The organism is Shewanella insulae, from assembly GCF_009831655.1.
Classification (GTDB): Bacteria; Pseudomonadota; Gammaproteobacteria; order Enterobacterales; family Shewanellaceae; genus Shewanella; species Shewanella insulae.
Map to the genome: position 1 here is coordinate 82554 of NZ_WRPA01000017.1, position 17567 is coordinate 100120.

General features: G+C 46.5%; 16 protein-coding genes. 4 read left to right on the plus strand and 12 right to left on the minus strand.

The features are described from left to right. Positions 1–154: 154 nt before the first annotated feature. The 10 genes from GNT65_RS16700 to GNT65_RS16745 form a co-directional block, all read right to left on the minus strand. Entirely contained in the window at positions 155–892 is a 738-nt protein-coding gene (locus tag GNT65_RS16700) for a hypothetical protein (protein WP_160798268.1), read from the minus strand. Further along, positions 879–1388 (minus strand): hypothetical protein, encoded by a 510-nt coding sequence (locus GNT65_RS16705; protein WP_160798270.1) that lies wholly within the window; start codon positions 1386–1388, stop codon positions 879–881. The genes GNT65_RS16700 and GNT65_RS16705 overlap by 14 nt, the downstream gene beginning before the upstream one ends. Before the next feature lie 261 nt (positions 1389–1649). Beyond that, complete coding sequence (locus GNT65_RS16710) at positions 1650–3215, minus strand: TnsD family Tn7-like transposition protein (protein ID WP_160798272.1); 1566 nt, start codon at positions 3213–3215, stop codon at positions 1650–1652. 163 nt (positions 3216–3378) lie between these two features. Next, entirely contained in the window at positions 3379–4806 is a 1428-nt protein-coding gene (locus GNT65_RS16715; protein WP_160798274.1) for an ATP-binding protein, read from the minus strand. Next, a complete protein-coding gene (locus GNT65_RS16720; protein ID WP_160798276.1) occupies positions 4803–6941 on the minus strand; it encodes a DDE-type integrase/transposase/recombinase in 2139 nt (712 codons plus the stop codon). Before GNT65_RS16720 ends, GNT65_RS16715 begins: the two co-directional genes overlap by 4 nt. Beyond that, positions 6928–7755 carry a TnsA endonuclease N-terminal domain-containing protein gene (locus tag GNT65_RS16725; protein WP_160798278.1) on the minus strand — a complete coding sequence of 276 codons (828 nt, stop codon included), beginning with the start codon at positions 7753–7755 and terminating at the stop codon, positions 6928–6930. Before GNT65_RS16725 ends, GNT65_RS16720 begins: the two co-directional genes overlap by 14 nt. A gap of 132 nt (positions 7756–7887) precedes the next feature. Continuing rightward, on the minus strand, positions 7888–9072 hold the full coding sequence (locus tag GNT65_RS16730; protein ID WP_160798280.1) for an aminoacetone oxidase family FAD-binding enzyme: 1185 nt from the start codon (positions 9070–9072) through the stop codon (positions 7888–7890). Positions 9073–9324: 252 nt separating this feature from the next. Next, positions 9325–10344 (minus strand): NAD(P)H-dependent glycerol-3-phosphate dehydrogenase, encoded by a 1020-nt coding sequence (gene gpsA, locus GNT65_RS16735; protein WP_160798282.1) that lies wholly within the window; start codon positions 10342–10344, stop codon positions 9325–9327. Between the two features lie 6 nt (positions 10345–10350). Next, complete coding sequence (gene secB / locus GNT65_RS16740; RefSeq protein WP_160798284.1) at positions 10351–10839, minus strand: protein-export chaperone SecB; 489 nt, start codon at positions 10837–10839, stop codon at positions 10351–10353. Positions 10840–11046: 207 nt separating this feature from the next. Further along, on the minus strand, positions 11047–11481 hold the full coding sequence (locus tag GNT65_RS16745; protein ID WP_160798286.1) for a rhodanese-like domain-containing protein: 435 nt from the start codon (positions 11479–11481) through the stop codon (positions 11047–11049). 241 nt (positions 11482–11722) lie between these two features. On the opposite strand from GNT65_RS16745, the gene gpmM reads away from it, so the two are divergent. The 4 genes from gpmM to GNT65_RS16765 are packed head-to-tail and all read left to right on the plus strand — an operon-like array spanning position 11723 to position 16423. Further along, on the plus strand, positions 11723–13267 hold the full coding sequence (gpmM, locus tag GNT65_RS16750) for a 2,3-bisphosphoglycerate-independent phosphoglycerate mutase (protein ID WP_160798288.1): 1545 nt from the start codon (positions 11723–11725) through the stop codon (positions 13265–13267). Between the two features lie 58 nt (positions 13268–13325). Further along, a complete protein-coding gene (locus tag GNT65_RS16755) occupies positions 13326–14411 on the plus strand; it encodes a murein hydrolase activator EnvC family protein (RefSeq protein WP_160798308.1) in 1086 nt (361 codons plus the stop codon). A 35-nt stretch (positions 14412–14446) separates the two neighbouring features. Beyond that, positions 14447–15652, plus strand: a complete 1206-nt coding sequence (locus tag GNT65_RS16760; RefSeq protein WP_160798290.1) for a S41 family peptidase — start codon at positions 14447–14449, stop codon at positions 15650–15652. 15 nt (positions 15653–15667) lie between these two features. Next, complete coding sequence (locus GNT65_RS16765; protein WP_160798292.1) at positions 15668–16423, plus strand: divergent polysaccharide deacetylase family protein; 756 nt, start codon at positions 15668–15670, stop codon at positions 16421–16423. A 21-nt stretch (positions 16424–16444) separates the two neighbouring features. Here GNT65_RS16765 and GNT65_RS16770 read toward each other — a convergent pair whose 3' ends face one another. Continuing rightward, positions 16445–16897 (minus strand): Rrf2 family transcriptional regulator, encoded by a 453-nt coding sequence (locus tag GNT65_RS16770; protein ID WP_160798294.1) that lies wholly within the window; start codon positions 16895–16897, stop codon positions 16445–16447. 10 nt (positions 16898–16907) lie between these two features. Beyond that, positions 16908–17162 carry a YkgJ family cysteine cluster protein gene (locus GNT65_RS16775; RefSeq protein WP_160798296.1) on the minus strand — a complete coding sequence of 85 codons (255 nt, stop codon included), beginning with the start codon at positions 17160–17162 and terminating at the stop codon, positions 16908–16910. Between the last annotated feature and the right edge of the window lie 405 nt (positions 17163–17567).

Sequence of the window (17567 nt, forward strand, 5' to 3'; positions counted from 1 at the left end):
CTCTTTAACATTATTTCTTTCTCAACGATGGACTCACGTCCTGATGAGCGAAGCGAAGATGGACGTGAGTCCATCGATGCTTCTGTGCCTAGCCTTCGCCAGCGGGTATGATTCATACCCTCGCGATAATTCACCGCCGCTCCTAATCCATATTTCACCACTTTCTAACCCCCAAAGCAAGAGCTCTAGAAATATCTGAACTGTATCTATTTTTTGGGTTTGGAACAACCTCTAATCCTTTAGCCGTTAATGAGTAGGATTTAAAATCATGTTCACGTAAGACTAAGCCCTTCTTCAATAATTTATCATACTGCCGATTTAGCCATCTATCAGATATTTCCGGAAACTCCTCTTCAAAATATTTTTGGGCCATTTCTAGTGAAACTGGTTGCAAGCTTTTGGTCGCAACCAAAATATTAAATATTGTAGGTAAACTTGTTTGCGCATCTAGCCACTGAATACTACCAAGCGTAAATGAAGATTCCGAAATCAACTTTTTAAAGACTTTTTCTACATCACTTCTAGACGCATGAGTAAGGTTGTTTGCAAAAATCCACGCAGTAATTTCAAACGCGGAATCACACTTCAAAAATAATTGTTCAACAACATTATCAAACCTAGAATTTAGTAACTCAAATACCCCACGCTCTAAATTTTCTACTTTTCTTGACTTAAGGTATACGATATGAACTTGGGATTGGTACCTTCTCTTAAGATGTCCGACTAACCTCTGAAGTTGTCGATGAGAAACATATCCACTCTTAGATGTATTAGACACCTTGTCTTTAGGAACATACAGTACAATAGAGCCGTCACTAGTACGAACTTGAACGTCTGAAACAAAATATTTTTCAAGCCCAGTTAGGCTCTTTTTAATATCATTTATATCCAACAAGCCCTAACTCCTTCCATGTCCTCAAAATTAACGCACAGTAACGATTAGCCTGATCAGGCCAATTTCTAGCAGACGAAAGTTTATGATGCCCTAATTTTATAACCTTATCTTCCATGACAATCTTTTCTTCAGGCTGATAGTCCGCTATTAACCTAGCGTCATATGCTTCTGTTAATAACTGTGCTAAAGCTGAACCGTTAGTTTTTATCGAGGTTAAAATTCTACTTCTATCACCCAAATCAAGCATCCCAGCCTTAATCATCTTTTGTATTTCACGTTCTGCAGGCTTGCGTAGTGCTTGTCGTAGCAAATTTGGAATCTCGGCATGTGGAGTACCTCTCCAACTGTGCTGTAATGTCCCAAGCATTTCTCTAGTCGACAGGAAAGCTGCGTAGTAGTATCTGTTAAAAGCACTTCTTCCCAATAAGTTAGAATGGCTAAAATTTCCATTACTTATTGCCAATTCCTCAAGTCTTTCTCCAACATACTTCACAAATCATTCATCCTTTATATGTCCATTGTGCTCATCACACATAAACACTAGAAACTGCCGATGCTTAAGATTTCTCAACGAACTAAGCGCCTGATTTGGCTTTTAGCAGCTTACAGGTACTCTGTCACAACAAGGTTGTAATCTCAATAGCCATATGACTTCCACCCAACACTATCGAAGATCGGATTTTTAAGTTAATTTGAAACATTAATCTCAGGCTAAAAGTAGAATTAGACCTATTACACTGCACTAAAAAAACTTTTATTTTTTTGCACTTAAGGCTCTGTAAACCATCATTGTTTTTGGAATTTTAGACTTATACTTTGTCAACCAACCATGCCCTCCAAGCAATAAATCAACTTGCGTTCTTGACAGCTTATTTTGGTACTTTTTCATAATTGAGCAAACTTTCGGAATCAACAGCTTATCTCGCTGCCGCCAATCCACCCTAGGCTTAACAATCGGCTTTTGAGCTATTGGTAGGTGCGCTTCCAACCATTGTTTTTCATGAGCATACAGCCAATAAAACTCCGCACTACATGATGCTTTTACTTGCTGCCTAATAACCGTTGTCCCTTGACTAATAAACTTCATTACTCGGAGTTTGTATTTTCTCCTCCTCGATTCATACTTACATTGCTTTCGCCATTGAACCAAGCTTGGCGATGACGAAATTTGTTGCTCTACACTCCCAACCGATATTCCAACTCGTTTAGCAATTACACTGCGATGAAACCCTTTCCCAGCGAGAAACATAATCCTTTTCTTTACGCTTTCCGTTATCTTCTTAGGTTTGAGGTTCACTGCTATATCAAGCCTTAATGCTAGTGACTTAATGAAGCATCGACTTTTACCTGTAAGGCGACTAATGCTAGCCATTGACTCTCCTTGCTGTAACAACTCAATACACAGTTCTTCGACCGTCCGATTATAAGTATGATCATTTAAGACTGGTTTGCTCTGCTTGAAGTGTACAGCTTGCCTTGATATCCAAAACCCCAGCACTAAATACTTTAGTGGATGTTGAGTTACCTTTCCTGATAGAAGGGAGGAGATATAACGATAATCTTTCCTTGACCGTGGAACCCAATCTAGCGATTCATAACCTAGTTCTTCAGTAAACAAATACAATTCCCTAAGTAAGAGCCTCCTTCGGTAGTAGCCTTTTTCAGTAACATAGCCAAGTTTACTAAGTTTTTTCTTAAAATCATTTAACACAAACGGTTTATTGGTCACGCTTACTTTTTGTAATAGATCATATGAATATCGAGCAAAGTCGCGACTAAGAGCACTACTCTGAATCGGGTGTTCCAACAACGGCGGAAGCAAACTAAGGCGCAATCTGGCATGTCCCTTTAATGGAAAATGAACCAGCTTAACTCGATGACTTGAACATGATTCTATGCCAGGAATTTGATGGCTCCGATGCCAATAGGGCACCCCAAAATTTTCAGCGTCTGCTTTTGCACACGTTGGGCAGTACTTGATTGAAAGCGGTTCCTTTTCACGCGCACAAACTAGCTGGCAAGCCCTTATGGCTTCTGCCGCATTGGTGGATATTAAACCTAGTGAAATAGATGTAGCATGAGACGGCAAAAAATGAATAAATAAAGGAGCCAACGTCTGCTGATTTAGCAGCTCAACTGGCATTTCTTGACTTAACCTACTAATTCTCTCTAGACCCGCCGTTAAATAGGGGTGAATACTCAATTTAGGACTGCCAAGCGTCATGAGCAGGTAGTTGGCAGAAGTAATACCATTTAGAGTAAAGTGCCGAATAATGCGGCTAAACAATATTTCATCAGGAAAAGCAGAAGGGAGTTGCATCCTTTCTCCCCCGACAAACCTAGTTAATCATTGAGTAGATTTTAGACTAATTCTGATATGCTGCAGTTTTTGAAGAGATTATAAAAGCCATTAAGATAACTCTATTCGAGGCTCATAGAACTGTACTTTAGGTGAAATATCCTGATTGGTTAATAGTGATTAGTTAACTATAAGATAATTCTGAGAGTGGATCGTCAAGAACGATATTTTGTACTCTTAGGTAAGTCATTGGCTCCTCTAATCCAGCAACTTGTTGAAATAAATCAGGATCATCAATTCGTCCATTTAGATCAACCGCTTCAACCAACTCGATAAGTCTAGATGTAAACTCAGGATGCTGAGGTTTCGTGATGTCACCAGTTTTATCGACCTTTTTTACCACCGCTTTATCAGTCAATCGAGTGTTACGTTGCTTCCCTTTGGGTAAAGAAACTCGGATGCTTTTAAGCTCATTCACTTCTTCTGTTTGTATTGAAAGTCCACACGCAATCACATTTCCACTTCTTAAAGTAGCAGGAGTAATACGCTCATCATCAGTTCCAATAACTAACCTTTGCGCCTCTCGGTATGTACGGCTCGCCATATCAATATTTCCAACCGAAAGAGTATGGAGAACATCATTAAGTTCTTCGGTAAGCTCGGTATAAACTTTCGTCCATTGGTATTGCCAAAGCTGCTCAACAAAGGCATTCCATGAAACACTGTCTCTCGCTAATACAGACATAGTATGGTGATAACCGCTTTCAGCTCTTCGTGCGGCCTTAAGCTCTTTGACCAAAGATTCTTCAAAAGGAGGATTTGCGACAAAGAAAAGAGGTACCCCCAACTTATTCATCAACCTGTGCAAAAACCTCAATAGGTTGTTTTCCCCGCCCGTTCGCTTGAACTTTAGATTCTGCATTTCATCAATAACAAGCATTCCTAAGAAGCTTGATTTAATGTACTGTTCTAACTGTCTAATTAAAGCCCCTATCGTACCTGCTGGCTTCGTTTTTTCTCTATCAAGAGTTAGATCTAATGTTGAAAGTATCTCTTCACACAGATCTCTTACGCTTGAATTACTAGGGCAATCAACTTTGATCCAAACAACTTGCTTTTTGAGATCCAATACTTGTCCTTGATAGGAATTGTGTTCTATAACATTTGGAAAGTAGCTCAGAACTTGCTCAACCATTGATGTTTTGCCAACCCCACTATCTCCAATGAGAGTCAGTCCATCTCCTTTTGGTTGAAAGAACCCTGTACGAGGCTCTACATCTGGCCGCTCATCAACCAGATAATGTAAATATTGCACTGTTGTTGGGCTAAGTGGGTTCTTCGCAGAGTATCCCTTTTTAATAGCTCTCTCTACGGCTCTAAAACACGCCTGATAATCGGTAAGAGGCTGCCTTATTTCTTCAATACGATTCAGATATTCATCACGAACCAATGGACTTGGATGATCAGCAATTTCCTCTGAATAATCAGGGTAATTACTAAACACTCCCATGACACTTTCCCATGACTTCTTCGCAGGGAGGGCTTCTATAAGCGGATTCCCTTGATGCTCGGGCAAAATTGCATCCTGATAAACAGCAGATTCAACTCTCATATCCCACCTCCATTAGTTTTTCTTTTTCTACCTTTTGGCAACGGAATAACTTTATCACCCGAGGGGAATGAGTCTGAAGCATCATTAGTAATTGAGGCCGCAGACTCAGGTGTAATAATATTTGTTGTAGCTTCCAACTCTTCCTTTCGGCGTAGGCGGGTATTACGTGTCTTATCTTTAAATGAGAGACTTTCAGCATTTTGGCTTCTGCATTTGGCTTGTCGAGTCACATCCTTTCGATGTTTATGATCACCAATTGAAGCTGTTGATATTGGTCTTAGCTCTTTCTTGGAATCGAGCCAGTCTTGAACAAAGCTCGATTCAAACATCGATTTATCACGCAACATTCGGCTTCGAGGTAGAAGATCACACCTAATAAACCGTCCGTTTTTATCCAAGCGAACATAAATGTAATTCGTTGTATTTTCATCAATTCGCGCTTCAAGTCTCCAACGTCCTGATGATCTAGCGACTGATGCTAAATTAAGCGTTTCAACTTCTGAACATGAGTAGTACATACCGTTAAAATATATTCCACTTCGAGTCATGCTTACTTCTGCTGAAGGTAGCAATCGAGCTATAACGTCATCACTATTAGCTGATTGAAGTTCATGCCTATGTTTTGCAAGATGTATCTGCCAATAGTTAAGAGGAGTAGGAGACAAGTCATTTTCAATGAGCAAGGAACTTGTAAAGGCTAGATCATCAAAAATTGAACGATTATGTTCCAGTACCGCTTTTATTATTTCAGCCGTAACTTCTTTGAGCGTATAAACTGCATCTTTTCTAGAGTCTCGGTTACCTCGAACAATCTGCCCCCCTCTAGTAGTACCCAATAATTCATGAATTGCTTCTTTATTGATAATATCAAAGCGTTTCTCTACCACTCCTTTGCAATCAGGCCTATATGGTGGAGTAAATGATAATTGCGTCATTGGCGCCAGTACTTTTTCAGGTTGTAGCCCTATCATTTCACCATTATCACAAACCAACTCTTTAGGTATGTGGGCACAAGGCCACTCTGAATCCTCAATTTCAATGCCAAAGCTTTTACAAAATATAGATTTAGGTAAAAAACTATTAGTTAATGCCTGACGCGCTGCACGCCACGACGCATGATAAAGTGATACATGAACACCAACAATCATTCGGCTTGCTCTGTCTACTACGATATAAATTGTCGGTCGACCTAAAACATACTGAGATACAAGCTCAGATACGATATGCACATCAGCAACTGTCGCATCTATTTCAAAATGAACACCAGGCAAATGGCTTCGATCACTTATGCTGCCTAGTGCCCCCCTTTTATTTCTGAGGTAATCATTTTCAGACGTTCGTTGTTTGATTATCTGTTCTTTACTGAATAACTTTGCACACCAATAACTAAACTGCTTTTTAGTAGGAACGAAAGGCGGTCTGCCACATGCCTCCGCTAAGATAATCTCTTTTGAATAACTATCCTTAAGCAAGTTATTGTAGGTTTTTACAAGCGTCAGCCCAGACTCTTTAAGATAGTACTTCTTTAACGCTTTTTTGAATTTCTTCTTATCGTCAACACTCACAATAAACTTAGCCGCTCTATCAACAGCTATAGTTCTTGGTTGTTTTGGCGCTCCTAGCGGTTTTGTTGTTGGAGTTCGGTCTCTCCCAGAACCTCCACTTTTCGAAAATGCAGGTAACAAAGCCATTTTGTCCTGTCCATTTCGCCAATATAGGGTAAGCAATCTAGCAAGAGACTTACGATCTATACCTGTTTTTCTTGCATACTCAGCAAGTTGTGTGGAACGTTTCTTGGTCGCAAAATCAAAAATAAAGGCTCTGTCGAATACTATACCTTTGATTAAGTCATAGTTTTTATCTCGACGACCAATATGTTCATCTGGAATCTTATCTTCATCAACCAGGAGATAAGTTGGCAATTCATAATGTGTTTTTATTGCTTTTCGGCTAGAAACCAATTCAATAAAACTTTCTAACGTAACGGCTATAGGTCTTACCGTTGTGGAAGTTTCTTCTAGTGAGAACAGAATAACAGATTCAACACCCTGTATGATATCCAACAAACGGTAGAGCCCATCTTCAAACAAACCCGAATTACTCACTCTCCAAACGCTGTTTCTAGGAAGTTCCATACAAAACACCTCCTTGGTGGCCAGCTACATATTTAACATCAATGACCCCTGATTCAGGAATGTTAGTTGATAGATCAACATCAATGAATTTTTCTGCGATAAGGAAGCGAACTAACAATAGAACGTCATCATGAGATGCAATGTTCATTGAAACTAGTTGATTGCAAAGGTCTTCGATAGAATATTGCCTGACAACTAAGACTGATAGAGCACAATTAACTTGGTCATTCGAAAAGCTTGTCGGATTCTCACGAAAAGGGGAAGTGGCCCAGTGAAGATTACTGCTTTGAACTCTTGTTAACTCATTCCCCGTAAAGTAACTGAACTTAACTCCAAGCAACTCCCAGCAGACTCGCTCAATATCTATTTTCTGGAGTACACGTAAATCACCTAAATCATCTTCAGGTTTTATAGAAATTGCATGATATATAACACCTTGAGGGGAATCTATCGTGAGCAACTGATCCGTTGTCATAATAATTGGTTCTTTTGTCTTGGGATGTTTAGGGTGCTCAACACCAAGGATTTTAGAAACTTTCTGAGTGAAATTAAGAGGGAAAAGGGGAAATTGTTCTCTGATATCAATCACACTATTCAAAAACTCAGCGAGGTAAAAATGCTCGCTTTCTATAGAGGACATCATATGGTGATGTCTTTGTGACTTCCGACCATAAATTAGTGAACGCGTACCTTTAGATTTTACATCCTGAACCCTAAGCCAAGGCTTATACTCTGAGCCTTGACCAATTCCATATTTATTCTTTAATGCTCTTTCAAAGTCATCTAAAGATTCTAATTTTCGCCCACGTCCCATACTCAATCCAATAAAGCCGGTCTAAACTCATCATAGTTGCCAGAGCAACTATGGGCAAACTTTATTGTCTCAAAATACTCTTACGGGCAATCTTTACCGCTTGCGGGCAAACTTTATTATCTCTACACACGACTACACCGCCTGACCGACGGCAACGCCGGATGCCCAGGCCCACTGGAAATTGAAGCCGCCGAGCCAGCCGCTGACATCCATCACCTCACCGGCAAAATAGAGTCCGGGCACCTTCTTGCTCTGCATATCCTTGGAAGAGAGCTCGTTGGTATCCACGCCCCCCAGGGTCACCTCTGCAGTGCGATAGCCTTCGGTGCCATTCATCAACAGCTGCCAATTGTGGAGGTTATCCACTATTTGATCACGCTGGGCATGCACCAGCTGATTGAGGGCCATATTGAGTAGCGCCTCGTCGAACAGTACCTCGACCAGACGTTTCGGCAGCCATTGCGACAGGGTGTTGCGCAGGCTCTGCTTAGGATGCGTCTCCTGCGCCTCACTTAATGCCTGAGCGGCGTCGAACTGAGGTAACAGGTTGACTGAGATACTCTCGCCCGGCTGCCAGTAATTGGAGATCTGCAAGATAGCAGGCCCCGAAAGACCTCTGTGGGTAAACAGCAGCGCCTCGCTAAATTGGGTGCCGTCTTTAGCAGTAATGGTGCTGGGCACGGCGATCCCCGAAAGGGGCTCGAACTTCTGTTTCTGCTCGCTATGCCAGGTAAAAGGCACCAAGCCGGCGTGCGTGGGCAACACCTTGAGACCAAACTGCTCGGCGATCTGATAGCCGAAAGGTGAGGCCCCCAGCTTGGGCATGGATAGCCCGCCGGTTGCCACCACCAGCGACTCACAGCTGTATTCGCCCTTGCTGGTATCCAGCCTGAACAGGCCATCATCCTGCTTGATGATGGAGAGAATATCGGTTCTGAGCTGCACCTGGGCGCCCGCCCATTCACATTCAGTCAACAGCATGGTGACTATCTCTTTGGCCGAATCGTTACAGAACAGCTGGCCATGATCTCGCTGGTGATACTCGATACCGTGGCGCTCGACCAACTCGATAAAATCTTGCGACGAGTAGCGTGCCAAAGCAGATTTGACGAAATGAGGGTTGCCGCAAATGAAGTTCCCCGGCTCCACTTTTTGATTGGTGAAGTTACAGCGGCCACCGCCACTGATTAAGATCTTGCGTCCCGCCTGTTTGCCGTTATCTAACACCAGAACGTCTCGGCCACGATAGCCAGCCGTTGCCGCGCACATAAGGCCCGCCGCGCCCGCACCGATAATGATCACGTCATGATGTTTCACTTAAATACCGCCTCAAACAAATTAATAACGACCAAACGCAGTCCTCTTTGTCCGCTGACCTTCACGGATGAAGGAAATGCCATTTGATATCGGGAACATCAAAGGCCTGGACACCGGGGATAAATACTCAAATTTACAAGTACAAATCCCCTCTTTCACCATCCCAGGTGATCGGGGATAAATATGTCCATATACAAAAAGGGCGCTATTTTAGCACCCTTTGTTGTTTTTAGCATGAGTCGCCGATGGCCACTATTCGTTGTCAGTCGTCTCCGACTTTTTATCTCTCGCCAACAGTGCCTTAGCCGCCTCGTGTGGCGTGCCGCCCTGGTAAAGCACCTTATACACCTGTTCGGTGATCGGCATCTCGACACCCAGACGCTTAGCCAAGGTATAGACTTCCTTGGTGTTGCGATAACCCTCGACCACCTGACCAATCTCGGCCTGCGCGGTATCGACATCCTTACCCTGACCCAGTGCCAAACCGAAACGACGGTTACGAGACTGGTTATCGGTACAGGTCAACACCAGGTCACCTAAGCCCGCCATGCCCATAAAGGTAGAAGCTTGTGCGCCAATAGCTTCACCCAGACGTGACAGCTCCACCAAGCCTCGGGTGATCAGTGCGGTGCGGGCGTTGGCACCAAAGCCAATGCCGTCTGACATGCCCGCGCTGATGGCGATAACGTTCTTTACCGCGCCGCCAAGTTGCAGACCGATAAAGTCATCATTGGCGTAGACACGCAGGCGTTTAGGACTATGCAGCAACTCCACCAAATCATTGGTGAAGGTCTCATCGGTACCGGCTACCGAAATAGCTGTGGGTAAGCCTGCCGCCAGCTCTTTAGCGAAGGTCGGGCCCGACAATACCGCCAGCGGGTACTCGTCACCTACAATCTCGCGAGCCACTTCCTGCAGCAGACGACCGGTTTCCGGCTCCAGACCTTTAGTCGCCCAGACGATACGGGCATCCTTACGCAGCAGCGGCTTCGCCTGCTTAAGCACCAGACCAAACACATGGCTAGGCACGACCACCAACACATTGTTGGAGGCGGCCAATGCGGTTGCAAGGTCGGCTTCGGGGATTAAGAGATCCGGCAGCGGGATACCGGGCAAAAACGCCTCATTGGATCGATCCCTTTTCAGGTTCTCGATATGCTCAGGCTCGTGGCCCCAAATCAGGGTTTTGTGTCCGTTACTGGCTAAAGAAATAGCAAGGGCGGTGCCATAAGAGCCCGCCCCCAGTACCGTTATATCGGCAGTGTTGTTCATGCGTAATTAAGCGTTCGCTTCTGCTGCTTCACCGGCAGCTTCTGCCTGCGCCTGACGCTGTTGCACGTATTGCGCGAACAGGGCGTCGAAGTTAACTGGCGCTAGGTTCAGTTGTGGGAAAGTGCCACGAGAAACTAGGCTACCAACCGCTTCACGAGCGTATGGGAAGAGTACGTTAGGGCAGTATGCACCTAGCGAGTGAGCTAGCTGCTGCTCAGTCAGACCAGAGATAGCAAAGATACCCGCTTGCTGAACTTCACATAGGAAAGCAGTTTCTTCACCGTTTTTCGCTGTCACAGTAAGAGACAGGACAACTTCAAATACGTCGTCGGCCAGCTTAGCGCTGCGAGTGTCCAGGTCTAGCTTAACTTCCGGATTCCACTCTTTCTGGAAAACAGCTGGGCTGTTTGGTGTTTCGAAAGAGATATCTTTAGTGTAAACACGTTGAATGTTGAACTGTGGACCCTGTTGTTCGTTATTTACTGCTTCAGCCATAATTTCCTACCTAATCAATTTTGTTCGATTCATCCAGTGAGGAGAATCATCTTCAGGGCCTTTGTTACTCGAGTCCTAATCTAGACCTCAGCCACCATCCCGATTTTAGTATTTCCTTAAATCTCACCAGATGGGCGATTTAAGCCATTTTTTATAAGAGATGACACTCTAATCAAAGATGCTTAATAAAAGCAAACTTTGTATGGGTTATCTTTTGGTTTTGGCAACGGGTAAGTTATTTTGTTGCCATTCGCTCATCCCACCCTTGAGGTTATAGACAGACTCAAAGCCTTCCTTAACCATCAACTGAGCCGCTTGCGACGAGGTCATCCCTGCATTGCATACCAATATAATGGGACTGGCTTTAAACTTTTCAAGGGCAGATGTCTTATTATTTTTAATTTCTGCCAAAGGCACGTTGATTGCGTCAACGATATGGCCTTTCTTAAACTCGTCCTTAGAACGTACATCGACCACCTTGGCGTCTTGCTTGTTAATTAACAAGGTCGCCTGCTGATGATCTACTGTTTTCACTTTTGAGATACTAGACTTAAAAACGCTCACAATAAGCGCTGCAAACAAGCCCACCCAGGCGAGACTCAACATAGGGTTGGCTTTAAAAAATTCGATATATTCTTGCATAGTTTTCGGCCTACTTCTGTGGCTTGAGAGACTGTTTGGGCAGAGAGTATAACCGATTGTTCCGGCAGATTGCAGCATGTTGTTCACCCCTTACAGAGGGCCGATATTGAGAGATCCCTTAAATTGTGACGGGCTCGATGGGGGCTATCGGTGTAAATCACTTTTTGATCGTCCCTGTACGTAGTAATATTTATCCAATTTCAGAATTCTAGTTTTCTTTTTAACGTTAATAGGTACCACCATGACGACACGCAAACGCCCCTTGGCACTGCTGATCCTCGATGGCTGGGGTTACCGTGAAAATACCCACATGAACGCGGTATATCACGCCAACACTCCAGTGCTCGATCGCCTCAACAAAGAATACCCCAACAGCCTGATCTCTGGCTCGGGCCTGGATGTCGGCCTACCCGACGGTCAGATGGGTAACTCGGAAGTTGGCCACATCAACATAGGTTCTGGCCGCGTGGTCTACCAGGAGCTGACCCGTATCGGTAAATCGATTGAAGATGGCGAGTTCGACACCAACCCCGCCTTTGTCGAAGCCGTCGATAAGGCGATCGCCGCTGACGGTGCAGTACACATCATGGGTCTGCTATCACCCGGTGGTGTACACAGCCATGAAAGCCATATCCAGGCCATGTGTAAGATGGCGGTTAAGCGCGGCGCCAAGCAAGTTTACCTGCACGCCTTCCTCGATGGCCGTGACACGCCACCAAGAAGCGCCAAGGGCAGCCTGCAAGCCTTCAACGAGCTGTTCGCCGAGCTTGGCACAGGCCGTATCGCATCCTTAATTGGTCGCTACTACGCCATGGACAGAGACAACCGCTGGGATCGCGTCTCACAAGCCTATGAGCTAATCACCCAGGGCAAGGCGCAGCACCAGTATCGAGATGCAGTAGAGGCGCTCGAAGCCGCCTATGGCCGTGATGAGAACGATGAGTTCGTGGCCAGCTCGGCCATCACAGACGCCGACGGTCAGGTCGCTACCCTCAATAACGACGACGCACTGATCTTCATGAACTTCCGCGCCGACCGTGCCCGCCAGATCACCCGCAGCTTCGTCGACCCTGCATTCGACGGCTTCGAGCGTGCGGTAACGCCTAAGATCAACTTCGTCATGCTGACCGAGTATGCCGCCGACATTAAGGCGCCGATTGCCTATCCATCGGTAGATCTGGTCAACACTCTAGGCGAAGTGCTGCAAAACAGCGGCAAGACACAGCTGCGTATCTCGGAAACCGAGAAATACGCTCACGTCACCTTCTTCTTCAACGGCGGCAAAGAGGAGCCGTTCGAAGGCGAAGACAGAATCCTCATTCAATCGCCAAAGGTCGCCACCTACGACCTACAGCCAGAGATGAGCTCGGCAGAGCTGACCGACAAGCTGGTAGAAGCGATCGAGTCGACTCAATATGACGTGATCATCTGTAACTACCCTAACGGTGACATGGTGGGACATACCGGCAACTTCGATGCTGCCGTCAAGGCCTGTGAGGCGGTCGATGCCAGTATCGGTCGTGTCGTCGAGGCGCTAGCCAAGGTAGACGGCGAGTGTTTGATAACCGCCGACCATGGTAACGCCGAGCAGATGACCGACGAGCAAACTGGCCAGGCCCATACCGCCCACACCAGCGAACTCGTCCCCCTCATCTATGTAGGACGCAAGGGTGAGATCGCACCTAACGGAAGATTAAGTGATTTAGCGCCAACCATGTTAACCTTGATGGGACAAACTGTGCCGTCAGAGATGAGTGGGCACTCAATCATTACCCTAAGCGAGTAACGACTCTTTGCTTAAACGTTCCGGTTTCTATAAAGCCAGCATACTTGCTGGCTTTATCATGCTCTCTTGCACTGCACAGGCGTCTGGCCTGAAGCAGCGTCAATCCGAGCTCGAAGCCATTCAGAAACAGATAAGCAACCAGCAGTCGGCACTGAAAGACACCAACCGCCAACACGAGAAACTGATTAACCTGCTGAAAAAAGATGAGCAGGCGATCGCCGCGGCGGCAAAGAAAGTGACCAATACCAAGGCGTCACTGGCAAAAACCGACAAGAAACTGGCCGAACTAGACGGCCGCAAGGCAGAGCTTGATTCTCTAAAGCAGAAACAACAGAAGACACTGTCTAACCAGCTAGCCAGCGCCTACCTGGCAGGCAACCACGATTACACTAAGATGCTGCTTAATCAGCAGAGTCCAGCCACTATAGAGCGCCTGCTCGCCTATTATCAGTTCCTCAACAAGGCGAGAACGGACGCCATCAAACAACTGCAGCAGACCATGACCGAACTGACGGCCATCGAGTCAGAGCAGAAGGCTCAGCAAACCAAGCTCAACGAGTTGATCCTCAACCAGGAAAAGCAGGCCAAGGCCCTCACTCAAGAACAGCACCAACGCCAACTAACCCTGAAGCAGATAAAGCGCACCCTCAGCTCACATGGCGCCAAGTTAGAACAACTACAGATTGAGGAAGCCAGCTTGAAGCGGGTGGTCGAACAGGCGCTAAGGGCCATGAAAGACAACCCCAGTATGGAAGGCCTCTCCAGCCGCCAGAAACTTAGCTGGCCGACCAAGGGGCGCATTCGAGTCGGTTTCGGAAGTCGCCGCTCGGGCGAGGTAAAATGGAAAGGCGTGATGATGGCCGCCCCGGAGGGACAATCCATCAATGCCATCGCCTCAGGTAAGGTGATCTATGCCGACTGGCTCAGGGGCTTTGGTATGGTGATGGTGGTCGATCACGGCAAGGGCTACATGAGCCTGTATGGCCATGCCCAGACCCTACTCAAGGATGCTGGCGACAGCGTCAATAAGGGCGAAACCATAGCTCTGGTCGGACGCTCGGGTGGACAGACAGAACCTGGCCTATACTTTGAGGTAAGGCATAAGGGGCAAGCGGTCGATCCTGCGAGATACTGTAGACGATAACGCGACAACGACCCCGAGTAATGGGGAGGTTGTCCATGTCTCAATTGATCCGCTATTTCACCTGTGTCGCCTTTGGCCTGACCCTAGGCCTCTCAATTACACTCTTTGGTCATGAGAATGCCAAGGAATACCAACCCAAGGTCAGCTATCCACTCCTTATCGACATCATCAGCACGGTAGAAACCTACTATGTAGATAAGATTTCCCAGGAAGAGTTGATCCAGGCCGCCATAGAAGGGGTATTCAGCAAGCTGGATCCTTACTCAAACTTCCTCGACAGCCAAGCCTTCTCCGATATCAAGGATGCCAACAAGGGGGAATATTTTGGCTTCGGCATAGAGATAGCCACAGAGCAAAACCAGGTCACTATCATCAGCCCCTTCCCTCATTCACCGGCCGCCAATGCGGGCATCCAGCCGGGAGATCGCATCGTCAAAGTCAACAATGAGACGGTAACCGCCAAACAACTCGACAATGTGCTGGAAGAGATTAAGTTTCACAGCAAACACAATCTGGCCATCAATCTGTCATTGAGCCGCGCCAACTCGGAGGCACTTTTTGACGTAACACTCACCCCGAGTCTTATCGATGTAAATTCGGTCGAGGCAGAGCTTCTCGCCAACGGCATAGGCTACATCAAGCTCTCCAGTTTTCAGGATGACACCACTGAAGATCTCATCAAACAGCTCACCCAGTGGCAAAATGAGCCCATGACAGGCCTGATCCTGGATCTGCGCAACAACCCTGGCGGCCTGTTGGATCAGGCGATCAAGATAGCCGATATCTTCCTCGCCAAGGGGCGCATCGTCTCCACCCGAGGACGTTTCTTCGATGCCAACTCAGACTACTTCGCCTCGCCGCAAACCATCTTCTCTAAGCTGCCGCTAACCGTACTGATCAACAAGGGGTCCGCCTCGGCCTCAGAGGTGCTGGCGGCGGCGCTACAGGAGAACCAACGCGCAACACTGATCGGCGAAAAGAGCTTTGGCAAAGGTACGGTACAGAGCCTGATCCCCACCCTTATCGAGGGTAATGCCATCAAGCTGACCATAGCCCACTACACCACACCGAAAGGCAGGGACATACACGCCATCGGCATTAAGCCGGACATAAATATCACCGGGGAGACTATGACTGCCGAACAAAGTATGCCTATAATCGATGAGCAACCGCCCCATGATGGTGCCGCCCACGATAGGGCTATCGAATCGGCAATCTCATGGATAAAAACAAATAGTTAATGAATAACAAATACAGTGCGCTTATTACTCCTATTAGCTGTCTTATTTACCACACAAAATAGTCTCGCCGCCCAGGTCTCCATCATCATAGACGATATAGGTTATCGTCAGACCGACGAGGCGGTGTTGGCACTACCCAGTGACATCACCCTCTCTGTACTGCCCCATACGCCACTAGGTGAAAAGCTCGCCGCCATCGCCCATGACAAGGGGCACGAGATCATGCTGCATCTGCCCATGCAGGCGCTCAACGGTAAAGAGATGGGTCCAGGTGGGCTCACCAACCAGATGAGCGAACAGGCGCTCAAACAGGCGGTCAATGATGCTTTTAAGAGCGTGCCCTACGCCAGGGGGGTGAATAATCATATGGGCAGCCTGCTCACTCAGCTAGAAGGCCCCATGATCTGGCTAATGGAGAGTCTGAAACAGCAGGATAACTACTTTGTCGATAGTATGACCACCCGGTACAGCAAGGCCAGCGCCGCGGCGAATAAGTTAGGCATTCCGCTATTGAGAAGACAGCTGTTCTTAGATAACGATGTGTCCCCCCAGGCGCTGGAGAGACAATTCAATCAACTGATCCAACTCGCGAATAGAGAGGGACAACTCATAGTGATCGCCCATCCCTATCCAGAGACCATCAGCTTCTTAAAGGCGAACCTGCCTAGGCTTTCTGAAGAAGGAATCACCTTAGTCAACGCTTCCAGGCTATTGACCTATCGCATCGCGCAGAAGGAACCAGCGGCCAGCGACAAGGCCCACCTAAGATAGGCACACTTAATATAAGAGAAGTTAAAGCTCTAGGACTGGGATGCTGAGGTCCGGTAGCAAGGCCTTCAACTCATCACGATTACTGACGACATCGGCCAATGAGTATTTATCTAGCACAGCCAGATAGGCGTCAACCGCTTCGGCGAGCACGCCCTTAAGCTGACAGGCTGGAGAGAAACGACAATAAGGTTTGCTGCAATCTATAGGGGCCAGCGAATTTTCCAGCGTGCGTACCAATACCCCGATATTGATCTGATCAGCCGGTTTTCCTAACTTAAATCCACCCGACTTACCACGTACCGTCTGCAGATAACCTTCCTTACCAAGATGGTGTACTATCTTCGACACGTGGTTTGCCGACAGGTCAAATACCTCGGTTATCTCGGCGATTCGAAATAACGTCTCTCTCTCTGGCGACAGGGCCAGGTACATTAACGTACGAATACCAAAATCTGTATAACGAGTTAACTGCATAACCAACCTTCTAAGACTGCGTCGCCGCTTCTAAAGATGTAATCAACCAAAGTGCCTCTTCCGCCGTCGAGCCGCAGACTTCCGGCTCGGCGATGAAACGATCACACAGCGCAGGGCGCTCTGGGTGACCGAAGATCTTACAAAGATTCTTCTCATCTAGCTGGATGCAACGCACCCCGGCAGGTTTACCTTGCGGCATACCAGGAATAGGGCTGGTGATAGACGGCGCTATACAACAAGCACCACAACCTAGACGACAATTCATACGCCATTATACCTATATTTGTATAGCTTGTTAGTCATTAAGATCACAGCCTCAATCTGAGATCACATAAAGTTTAGCGCCACCTAATAGTAAAAGAGATAAAAACGCTAAGATCCTATAGGGATAGTCATACAGATAATTAAGCTATCGTTAGATATAAGACAACTCTCAGTTGCATCTATCTAGCGAACTTAAGTGTATTGATTCACGTTATGGCACAGGCTCGCCTTAAGGATTAAAACACAGCACTTTCTCCGCCCTCACGTGGGGGCGTAAGACATCCGATTAGAACTGAACACAGGAAATAAACATTCCAGCTACTTTGTCAAAAGCAAAAAACCGTAGCAGCTGGAAATGACCTACTCGGTTCGCGCAGCGAACACATGGGGGTGAAAGTGAGGCTCT